Annotated in this window: 9 protein-coding genes; all 9 read left to right on the top strand. The window is 38.5% G+C overall.

Annotation, left to right across the window (positions count from 1 at the left end; translation table 11 throughout):
• The first annotated feature begins 91 nt into the window (after positions 1–91).
• The 9 genes from ilvD to ilvA are packed head-to-tail and all read left to right on the top strand — an operon-like array spanning position 92 to position 10,916.
• The gene (gene ilvD / locus HMPREF3031_RS09680) at positions 92–1,786 is read left to right on the top strand and encodes a dihydroxy-acid dehydratase (protein ID WP_002481735.1); all 1,695 of its coding nucleotides are present in this window, start codon (positions 92–94) and stop codon (positions 1,784–1,786) included.
• A 21-nt stretch (positions 1,787–1,807) separates the two neighbouring features.
• A complete protein-coding gene (ilvB, locus tag HMPREF3031_RS09675; RefSeq protein ID WP_037556616.1) occupies positions 1,808–3,535 on the top strand; it encodes a biosynthetic-type acetolactate synthase large subunit in 1,728 nt (575 codons plus the stop codon).
• A complete protein-coding gene (ilvN, locus tag HMPREF3031_RS09670) occupies positions 3,532–4,005 on the top strand; it encodes an acetolactate synthase small subunit (protein ID WP_002481737.1) in 474 nt (157 codons plus the stop codon). The genes ilvB and ilvN overlap by 4 nt, the downstream gene beginning before the upstream one ends.
• A gap of 58 nt (positions 4,006–4,063) precedes the next feature.
• Positions 4,064–5,068, top strand: coding sequence for a ketol-acid reductoisomerase (gene ilvC, locus HMPREF3031_RS09665; protein ID WP_002481738.1), 1,005 nt, complete (start codon positions 4,064–4,066; stop codon positions 5,066–5,068).
• 25 nt (positions 5,069–5,093) lie between these two features.
• Positions 5,094–6,626: a 2-isopropylmalate synthase gene (locus tag HMPREF3031_RS09660; protein WP_002481739.1), complete on the top strand. Its 1,533-nt coding sequence runs from the start codon at positions 5,094–5,096 to the stop codon at positions 6,624–6,626.
• Positions 6,623–7,663, top strand: a complete 1,041-nt coding sequence (leuB, locus tag HMPREF3031_RS09655) for a 3-isopropylmalate dehydrogenase (RefSeq protein WP_002481740.1) — start codon at positions 6,623–6,625, stop codon at positions 7,661–7,663. Before HMPREF3031_RS09660 ends, leuB begins: the two co-directional genes overlap by 4 nt.
• Positions 7,664–7,678: 15 nt before the next feature.
• Entirely contained in the window at positions 7,679–9,061 is a 1,383-nt protein-coding gene (gene leuC / locus HMPREF3031_RS09650; protein WP_002481741.1) for a 3-isopropylmalate dehydratase large subunit, read from the top strand.
• Positions 9,054–9,635, top strand: a complete 582-nt coding sequence (gene leuD, locus HMPREF3031_RS09645; protein WP_002481742.1) for a 3-isopropylmalate dehydratase small subunit — start codon at positions 9,054–9,056, stop codon at positions 9,633–9,635. The genes leuC and leuD overlap by 8 nt, the downstream gene beginning before the upstream one ends.
• A 12-nt stretch (positions 9,636–9,647) precedes the next feature.
• Positions 9,648–10,916 carry a threonine ammonia-lyase IlvA gene (gene ilvA / locus HMPREF3031_RS09640; protein WP_057510853.1) on the top strand — a complete coding sequence of 423 codons (1,269 nt, stop codon included), beginning with the start codon at positions 9,648–9,650 and terminating at the stop codon, positions 10,914–10,916.
• The last annotated feature ends 347 nt before the right edge of the window (positions 10,917–11,263 follow it).

The following is an 11,263-nucleotide window of genomic DNA, read 5'->3' as shown; positions in this document are numbered from 1 at the left end:
TTTCAAGTTATAACGGTAGTTTGTCTACGGTCTGTGACGTCCCAATAATTATTGGGACGTTTTTTTATTTGAATCTTCGGGGGGAATTATATTGAGAAGCGACACAATCAAAAAAGGAGACCAACAGGCTCCGGCCAGAAGTTTACTTCATGCCACAGGACAAATCAAAGATCCAACAGATATGAACAAACCATTCGTAGCGATTTGTAACTCTTATATCGATATCGTTCCAGGACATGTTCACTTAAGAGAATTAGCAGATATTGCAAAAGAAGCTATCCGAGAAGCAGGCGCAATTCCATTTGAATTCAACACAATCGGTGTTGACGATGGTATCGCAATGGGACACATTGGAATGCGTTATTCATTACCATCTCGTGAAATCATCGCAGATGCAGCTGAAACAGTTATCAATGCACATTGGTTCGACGGCGTCTTCTACATTCCAAACTGTGACAAAATCACACCAGGAATGTTAATGGCAGCAGTTAGAACAAACGTACCTGCTATCTTCTGTTCAGGCGGACCGATGAAAGCTGGTTTATCTACAACAGGTAAAGCCTTAACTCTTTCATCTATGTTCGAAGCAGTTGGTGCCTTTAAAGGCGGTTCAATGACAAAAGAAGAATTCTTAGATATGGAACAAAATGCTTGTCCTACTTGCGGTTCTTGCGCAGGTATGTTCACAGCAAACTCAATGAACTGTTTAATGGAAGTATTAGGACTAGCACTTCCATATAATGGTACAGCATTAGCCGTTTCAGACCAACGTCGAGAAATGATTCGACAAGCCGCTTTCCAATTAGTAGACAATATTAAAAATGATTTGAAACCACGTGATATCGTTACAAAAGAAGCATTAGATGATGCATTCGCATTAGATATGGCGATGGGCGGTTCAACAAACACAGTACTTCACACACTTGCAATCGCAAATGAAGCGGGTGTTGATTATGACTTAAGCCGTATCAATGAAATTGCTAAACGTACACCTTATTTATCTAAAATCGCACCAAGCTCTTCTTATTCTATGCACGATGTTCATGAAGCCGGCGGTGTTCCTGCTATCATCAATGAATTAATGAAAAAAGAAGGTACATTGCACCCTGACAGAGTGACTGTTACAGGTAAAACACTTCGCGAAAACAACCAAGGCAAAGAAATCAAAAACACAGATGTCATCCATCCACTTGATAATCCGTACGATAAAGAAGGTGGCCTTTCAATCTTATATGGTAACTTAGCTCCAAATGGTGCAGTTATCAAAGTCGGCGGTGTAGATCCTGAAATCAAAGTCTTTAAAGGAAAAGCCATTTGTTTCGACTCTCATGATGAAGCTGTTGAAGCAATTGATAACCACACTGTACGTGAAGGTCACGTTGTAGTTATTCGTTATGAAGGCCCTAAAGGCGGACCAGGAATGCCTGAGATGTTAGCCCCTACTTCATCTATCGTAGGTCGCGGCTTAGGTAAAGATGTTGCATTAATCACTGACGGAAGATTCTCAGGAGCAACAAGAGGTATCGCAGTCGGACACATTTCACCTGAAGCAGCATCAGGCGGACCAATCGGATTAATTCGTGACGGTGATGAAATCGTCATCGACTTAACAAACAGAACATTAGATGTAGATGTTTCAGAAGAAGAAATGAACAAACGTAAAACAGAAGTCAAACCATTTAAAGCCAAAGTGAAAACAGGTTACTTAGCACGTTATACAGCACTTGTTACAAGTGCAAATACGGGCGGTGTTATGAGAGTACCAGAATATCTAATTGAGGAGTGATGCTTTATGTCTAACCCACAAATGACTAAACATAATGAAGAAGCAAACAGTACACAAGCAGCCACGAAAACGAGTAGAAGCGGTTCGGAATTGTTGGTAGAAGCACTGTTGAAAGAAGGCACAGAGTTGCTTTTCGGTTATCCAGGAGGTGCCGTGCTACCGCTCTATGATACATTTTACGATGGTAAAATCAAACATATCTTAGCACGACACGAACAAGGTGCTGTACACGCTGCGGAAGGTTATGCCAGAGTTTCTGGCAAACCTGGCGTAGTTGTAGTTACCAGCGGTCCAGGAGCAACAAACGTTATTACAGGTATCGCAGACGCATTTAGTGATTCATTGCCACTTGTAGTATTTACAGGACAAGTTGCAACACCAGGTATCGGTAAAGATGCATTCCAAGAAGCGGATTTACTTTCAATGACAACACCTATCACTAAACACAACTTCCAAGTTAAACATCCAGACGAAATTCCTGAAGTGGTACATCAAGCGTTTCACATTGCAAATACAGGTCGTAAAGGCCCAGTAGTCATCGACTTCCCTAAAGATGTCGGCATTCTACAATCTGATGTTGATGTATGTGACGAGCTTGATTTACCAGGATATCGTTTAGCTGATGCACCGAACCCTCAAGATGTACAAACTGTACTAGAATGGTTGAAATCAGCGAAGAAACCAGTCATTTTAGCTGGTGCAGGCGTGAGACATTCAGAATCTGGTCCACTTCTGACTACATTTGCTGAACGCCATCAAATTCCAGTAGTCACAACTTTACATGGGTTAGGCACAATTCCTTACAGCAATCCCCTATTCTTAGGTATGGGCGGTATGCACGGATCATACGCAAGCAACATGGCACTTTCTGATTGCGACTTGCTTATCAACTTTGGCAGCCGCTTCGACGACCGCCTTGCAAGTAACCCAGATAAATTTGCAGAAAACGCTAAGGTTGTTCATGTAGACATCGATCCTTCTGAAATCAACAAAATCATCAAAACAGATTTGGGCGTAGTAGCTGACTGTAAATTGATGCTTGAAGCATTGCTTACAGAAACTAATACTTACGACCAACATAAAGACTGGGTTGACTATTGTGTGAATAATCAGAAATCTCATCCATTTGCATATACAGATGAAGAAGCAGATGTATTTATCAAACCTCAACAAGCCATCGAGTATATCGGTAAAATTACAAATGGAGAAGCGCTAGTTACAACAGATGTCGGCCAACACCAAATGTGGGCAGCACAATTCTATCCATTCAAACATGATAATCAATTAGTAACAAGCGGTGGTCTTGGAACAATGGGCTTCGGCATCCCTTCTGCTATCGGTGCTAAATTAGCACAACCTGATAAAACAGTTGTTTGTTTCGTTGGAGATGGCGGTTTCCAAATGACCAACCAAGAAATGGCAATCTTAAATGAGTATGGTTTAGATATCAAAATCGTCCTTATCAATAACGGCACACTAGGAATGGTTAAACAATGGCAAGATAAATTCTTTAAACAACGTTTCTCTCATTCAGTATTCAATGGCCAACCAGATTTCCAACAATTATCAGAAGCATATGGTGTGAAAGCATTCTTAGTAGATGATCCTAAAACACTTGAAGCAGATTTAGAAGCAGCATTTGCGCACAAAGGCCCTGCTTTAATCGAAGTAAGAATCTCACCTAAAGAACCAGTTTTACCGATGGTACCAAGCGGTAAAGCGAACAACGAAATGGAGGGTGTCCTATGAGATATACATTCAAGACGCAAGTATTAGATAAATCTGGTACATTAAACCGACTGACAAGTACCTTTTTAAGACGTCAGTTTAATATCGTAACACTTTGTGTTACACCAAGTATTCAACCTGGTATTTCTGATATGACATTCGTAGCTGAGTTAGATGAAGCATCAAAAGTACAATCACTCATGCTCCATTTAGAAAAACAAATTAATGTACTTTCTGTAGAAAATATCACAGATAACAACGTCTACAGTGTGGAATTATTACTTGCTAAAATTGCAACACCTGCAGATAAAACAGAATTAGACAACTTGATCAATCACAGTGATGCGCTAGTTTCAGTATTAAAAGAAGAAGATGGTCATACTTATTTACAAGCATCAGGTACACAACAAGCACTTGATGATGTATTACATGCACTATCATCACAACAGATTGAACAAGTTTCTAGAACAGGAACTGCAGCATTATTATAATTTGAATTTTCACAAAGTTGAGAATTTAAAATAAAACAAATTTTTGGAGGAATTTATTATGACAACAGTTTATTATGACGAATCAGTGAAAAAAGACGCTTTAGAAGGTAAAAAAATCGCGGTATTAGGCTACGGTTCTCAAGGTCACGCACATGCTAAAAACCTTAAAGACAACGGCTATGACGTTATAATCGGTATCCGCCCAGGACATTCTTTCGACAGAGCTAAAAAAGATGGATTCGATGTATATCCAGTTGGAGAAGCAGTAAAACAAGCAGACGTAATCATGGTATTATTACCAGATGAAATCCAAGGTAAAGTATACGACGAAGAAATCGCTCCTAACCTAGAAGCTGGTAATGCATTAGCATTTGCACATGGTTTCAACATCCACTTCGATGTAATCAAACCACCAAGTGACGTAGATGTATTCTTAGTAGCTCCTAAAGGCCCTGGTCACCTTGTAAGACGTACATTCACTGAAGGCAGCTCAGTTCCTGCATTATTTGGTGTAGGCCAAGATGCAACTGGTAACGCTTTTGACATCGCATTAAGCTATGCAAAAGGTATCGGCGCAACTAAAGCTGGTGTCATTGAAACTACATTCAAAGAAGAAACTGAAACAGACTTATTCGGTGAACAAGCAGTACTTTGCGGTGGTGTTACTCAATTAATCCAAAACGGTTTCGAAACATTAGTTGAAGCTGGTTACCAACCAGAACTTGCTTACTTCGAAGTATTACATGAAATGAAATTGATCGCTGACTTAATGTACGAAGGCGGTATGGAAACTATGCGTTATTCAATTTCAAACACTGCTGAATACGGTGACTATGTTTCAGGTCCACGTGTTATCACACCAGACGTTAAAGAAAACATGAAAGCTGTATTAACTGATATCCAAAACGGTACATTCGCTAACAACTTCATTAAAGATAATGAAAATGGATTCGAAGAATTCTACAAACTACGTAAAGCAGCACAAGGTCACCAAATCCAAGAAGTTGGTAAAAAACTTCGTGAAATGATGCCATTCGTTGAAAATAAAACTATTGAAGAATAATACTAAATCAGGAGGTTGATTATTTATGAGTCATATTCAAATTTTTGATACAACACTAAGAGACGGTGAACAAACGCCCGGAGTCAGTTTTTCCTTTGATGAAAGACTGACTATCGCAAAGCAACTTGAAAAATGGGGTGTCGATGTAATTGAAGCTGGATTCCCTGCTTCTAGTGAAGGTAGCTTTAAATCAGTTCAAGCTATTTCACAAGCTTTAACTAAAACTGCTGTAGTAGGCTTAGCAAGATGTAAGAAAAGCGACATCGATGCTGTGTACGAAGCAACTAAAGAAGCAAAATATCCGCAATTACATGTATTTATCGCTACTAGCCCTATTCATTTAGAGCATAAATTGAAAATGACTCAAGAAGAAGTGCTAGAGCAAATTACTGAAAATGTTGCTTATGGCAAATCTTTATTCGATGTTGTACAATTCTCACCCGAAGATGCAACACGTACTGATTTAGATTTCTTAATCAAAAGTGTGCAAACAGCTGTAGACGCAGGTGCAACAATTATCAACATTCCTGATACAGTAGGTTATAGCTATCCAACTGAATTCGGAAATATCTTTAAAGTATTGCTTGAAAATGTTAAATCTGATCAAGAAATTATCTATAGTGCACACTGCCACGATGACCTAGGCTTAGCTGTTGCAAACAGCATGGCTGCCATCGAAAATGGTGCAAAACGTGTTGAAGGTACAATTAACGGTATCGGTGAACGTGCTGGTAATACTGCACTTGAAGAAGTTGCGCTTGGTTTATACGTACGTAAAGATCACTATGGTATTGAAACAAGACTTGAGCTTGGACGTACTAAAGAAACTTCTGATTTAATTTCTCGTTTCGCTGGTATTCCAGTACCTCGAAATAAAGCTGTTATCGGTCAAAACGCATTCAGTCATGAATCAGGTATCCACCAAGACGGCTTCTTGAAAAACCGTGAAACATACGAAATCATGACGCCACAATTAGTGGGTATCCAAACATCTGAATTGCCTCTTGGTAAATTGTCTGGTAAACATGCTTTCGCTGAAAAGTTAAAACAACTTGGCTACGAAATCAGTCCAGAAAAACAAGTTGAATTGTTCAAACAGTTCAAATCTATTGCCGATAAAAAGAAAAATGTTTCTGATTATGACGTACATGCCCTTGTTCAAGGTCATTACCATGAAACAAATGCTGCTTATCATGTTGAAAATCTTCAACTACAATTTGTGGCTGAAGGTGTACAAAGTGCAGTCGTTCAACTTCGTGATAATGACGGCAAACAATATCAATCAGCAGCAACAGGAACAGGTTCTATTCTTGCAGTATACAATGCAGTAGACTTAATCTTCGATGCTGAATCTGAATTGTTGAACTATCAAATCTCTTCAGTAACTGAAGGTTCAGATGCACAAGCACAAGTTAACGTTGAACTTAGCATTGATGGACGCTCTTACTACGGTATCGGTATCGACCATGACGTATTGCTTGCTTCATGTAAAGCTTATGTGGAAGCTTATTCTAATCATATTGCTGATGCATCAGTTAATAATGAGGTGAACGCATGAGTTATAAAATCACTGCCCTCCCAGGCGATGGTATAGGTCCAGAAATACTTGAAGGTACTTTGAAAATATTAGAAAAATTAAGTGGAAAATATAACATTGATTATGAATTAGAAACTTATGATTTTGGAGGGGCCGCTATAGATAACTATGGCGACCCGCTTCCATCATCTACGCTTGAAGCTTGTAAACAATCTGATGCGATTCTTTTAGGTGCAATCGGCGGTCCAAAATGGACAAACAGCCCAAAACGACCTGAAGCTGGCTTACTTGCTTTAAGAAAGAACTTAGAGTTATTCGCAAATATCCGCCCTACTGCTGTAGTTGAAGGCGCGACTGAATTCTCTCCTCTTAAAGCAGAACGTGTACAAGGTACTGATTTAGTGATTGTCAGAGAATTAACAGGTGGTTTATACTTCGGTGAACCGAAAGAATTAGCTGAAGATCATGCAATTGATTCCTTAACATATACTAAAGCAGAAGTTGAACGTATTGCACACGCAGCGTTCAAACTTGCACAATCAAGACGTAAGAAATTAACTTCAGTGGACAAAGAAAATGTATTAGCATCAAGTAAATTATGGCGTAAAACAGTTGATGAAGTATCTGCTTCATATCCTGATGTGGAAGTAGAACATCTACTTGTTGATGCATGCAGTATGCATTTGATTACGCGTCCAACACAATTTGATGTGATTGTAACTGAAAACTTATTCGGTGATATTTTAAGCGATGAAGCTTCTGTCATTCCAGGTTCATTAGGTGTATCCCCTTCTGTCAGCTATGGACAAAAAGGTACAAAACTTTATGAACCAATTCATGGATCAGCACCTGACATTGCGGGTCAAGATATTGCGAATCCGACAGGTATGGTGCTTTCATTAGCAATGTGTTTCAGAGAAACATTTAATCAAGCAGAAGCGGCAGAAGAATTAGAAAAGATTGTTTATGGTTTACTGAAAGAAGGCTTTACGACACCTGATTTAGGTGGAAAAGCACATACTTCAGAAATCTTCGAGAAAATTTTACAACAACTTTAAAGGATGGTGATTGAAATGGGACAAACTTTGTTCGATAAAATATGGAATAGACATGTTCTCACAGGAAATGCAGGTGAACCGCAATTATTATACATTGACTTGCATTTAATCCATGAAGTGACATCACCTCAAGCCTTTGAAGGATTAAGAATTCAACACAGACCACTGAGACGTCCGGATTTAACGTTTGCGACAATTGATCATAACGTACCGACAGAAGATATTTTCAACATCAAAGATGAAATTGCAGCAACACAAATCAAGACGCTTCAAAAGAACTGTGCAGAGTTTGGGGTTCGACTGTTTGATAATGGTACTGAAGAACAAGGTATCGTACATATGGTTGGACCAGAAATGGGATTAACGCAACCTGGTAAAACCATTGTTTGCGGTGACTCTCACACAGCAACACACGGTGCTTTCGGTGCCATTGCTTTCGGTATCGGAACGAGTGAAGTTGAACATGTTTTTGCGACACAAACATTATGGCAAACTAAACCGAAGAATCTTTTAATTGATATTAATGGTGAGTTGCCTAAAGGTGTATATGCGAAAGATATTATCTTACACCTCATCAATCAATATGGTGTAGATTTCGGTACAGGTTATGCGCTTGAATTTGCAGGTTCTACAATTCGTAATCTATCAATGGATGCGAGAATGACAATCTGTAATATGGCGATTGAAGCCGGCGCAAAATATGGTTTAGTTGAACCAGATGAAACAACACTAGAATATGTCAAAGGTCGTCCTTACGCTGATATTGATGAGGAAACTGCAGAATATTGGCAATCACTTTATAGTGATAAGGATGCACAATTTGATCGTGTGATTGAGTTAGATGTATCTGACCTAGAACCACAAGTAACTTGGGGTACTAGTCCTGAAATGGGTGTAAGCTTCAATACACCTTTCCCAGAAATTCAAAACGTCAATGACGAACGTGCTTATCACTACATGGATTTAAAACCAGGTGAAAAAGCTGAAGATATTGAACTTGGTTATGTATTCTTAGGCTCTTGTACAAATGCGCGCCTTTCTGACTTACAAGAAGCAAGTAAATTTGTTAAAGGACATAAAGTACATCCTAATATCACAGCAATTGTTGTACCTGGTTCAAGAAGTGTTAAACATCAAGCTGAAGCATTAGGACTTGATAAAATCTTTAAAGATGCAGGCTTTGAATGGCGTGAACCTGGCTGCTCAATGTGTCTCGGTATGAACCCTGACCAAGTACCAGCTGGTGTCCACTGTGCTTCTACCAGCAACCGTAACTTCGAAGGTCGTCAAGGTAAAGGTGCAAGAACACATCTTGTATCCCCTGCTATGGCAGCAGCTGCTGCGATTGAAGGACGCTTCGTAGACGTCAGAAAATGGGAGGCGCTTGAACATGCTTAAAATCGAACCGATTACACAATATACAGGTAAAACTGCTATTTTATTTCACGATAATATTGATACAGACCAAATTATCCCAAAAGTCCATCTCAAAGGCGTTTCTAAAACAGGACTTGGTCCTTACGCCTTTGATGAGTGGCGTTATCTAGAAGATGGTTCAGATAACCCTGAATTCGAATTAAACCAACCTCAATATAAAGGTGCTTCAATTCTTATCACAGGTGATAACTTTGGTTGCGGTTCTAGTCGTGAACACGCAGCTTGGGCATTAAAAGATTATGGCATCAATATTATTATTGCGGGCAGCTTCAGTGATATTTTCTACATGAACTGCACGAAAAATGCATTATTACCTATCGCACTAGAAAAAGAAGATCGCGAGTTCCTTGCGAAATATAAAGAGCTCGAAATTGACCTTCCGAATCAGGTAATCAAAACACCTGATCGCGAATTACATTTTGATATTGATTCAACTTGGAAGAACAAACTTGTTCAAGGACTAGATGATATTGCCGTCACATTGGCATACGAAGACCAAATTGAACAATACGAACAGAAATACCAACACAATTAAGGAGTGAGCGAAATGACTGTACAAACTGCTGTATCAGCTAAAGACATAGAAGAGGCTTTTTTATCATTACAGCCGATTGTCAAAGAAACGCCTTTAGAGAAAGATCATTATTTATCTTTAAAGTATGACTGTAATGTATATTTAAAAAGAGAGGATCTGCAATGGGTACGTTCCTTTAAACTAAGAGGTGCTTATAACGCAATTCAAGTATTGAGCGAAAGCGAAAAAGCAAAAGGTATTACATGTGCGAGTGCCGGCAACCATGCACAAGGTGTCGCATTTACTGCACAACGATTAGGATTAAAAGCAGTCATCTTTATGCCTGTGACAACTCCCCTTCAAAAAATTAATCAAGTTAAATTCTTTGGTGGAGAAAATGTTGAAGTAATCTTGGTTGGTGATACATTTGATGATTGTTTAAAAGAAGCCCTAGAATATACTGAAAAACATGCGATGAACTTTATTGACCCATTTGACAATGTCAATACAATTGCAGGTCAAGGTACAATCGCAGCGGAAATTTTAAAAGAAGCACAAGAAAGCAATATCGATGTAGATTATCTATTTGCCGCAATTGGTGGCGGCGGATTAATTTCTGGTGTAGGTACTTACTTTAAAGAGAAGTCGCCTCAAACAAAAATTGTAGGTGTTGAACCTAAAGGTGCTGCAAGTATGTATACTTCAGTTGTCTTAGAACATCACAGAGTGAAATTACCAGAAATTGATAAGTTTGTAGACGGTGCATCTGTTGCACAAGTCGGCAAAATTACATTTGAAATTGCGAAAAAAGTCGTTGATGATTATCTTCAAATCGATGAAGGTGCTGTATGTTCTACAATCTTAGATATGTATTCTAAACAAGCCATTGTCGCAGAACCTGCAGGTGCATTAAGCGTCTCAGCTCTAGAACAATATCGTGATCAAATCAAAGGCAAAACAGTAGTTTGTATTATCAGCGGTGGTAACAACGATATCAACCGTATGAAAGAAATCGAAGAACGCTCACTTTTATATGAAGAAATGAAACACTACTTCATTTTCAACTTCCCTCAACGTCCTGGTGCGTTAAGAGAGTTCGTAAATGAAGTATTAGGACCAAATGATGATATTACTAAATTCGAGTACTTGAAAAAATCTTCTCAAAACACAGGTACAGTTATCATAGGTATTCAATTAAATAACCATGATGACTTAACGCGTTTGAAAGAAAAAGTACATGAGTTTGATCCATCAAATATCTATATTAATGAAAACAAAATGTTGTATTCATTATTGATTTAATCTAAAAAGCAGGAGATGCCATAATTCTAAAATGACTTATGGTTTCTCCTGCTTTTTCTTTATATACATATGCCTCTTAATTTTCCGCACAGCTTCTCCACTTACACATCTTAAGCTAAATTCTCGTTTATTGAATGAGTCTTTAACTAATGCTGATTAAAAATGCTTTCTATATACCTATTTAAAACAGTATGTAATGTTTTATATGTATCTTATGAACTATATCAATTTCTCTTATAAAAAATCATAAAAAAAAGACCTCAAACCTGAGATCTCAATGCGGCTCATCGCATCCAAAATATATAATATACGGATTATACATTCAAAACTAGATAGTAAGTAAATTT

The sequence above is a fragment of the Staphylococcus sp. HMSC072B07 genome, assembly GCF_001815505.1.
In the GTDB taxonomy this organism is placed as follows: Bacteria; Bacillota; Bacilli; order Staphylococcales; family Staphylococcaceae; genus Staphylococcus; species Staphylococcus simulans.
Note: the sequence above shows the minus strand (reverse complement) of the source record. Positions and strands in the feature narration are given on the sequence as shown.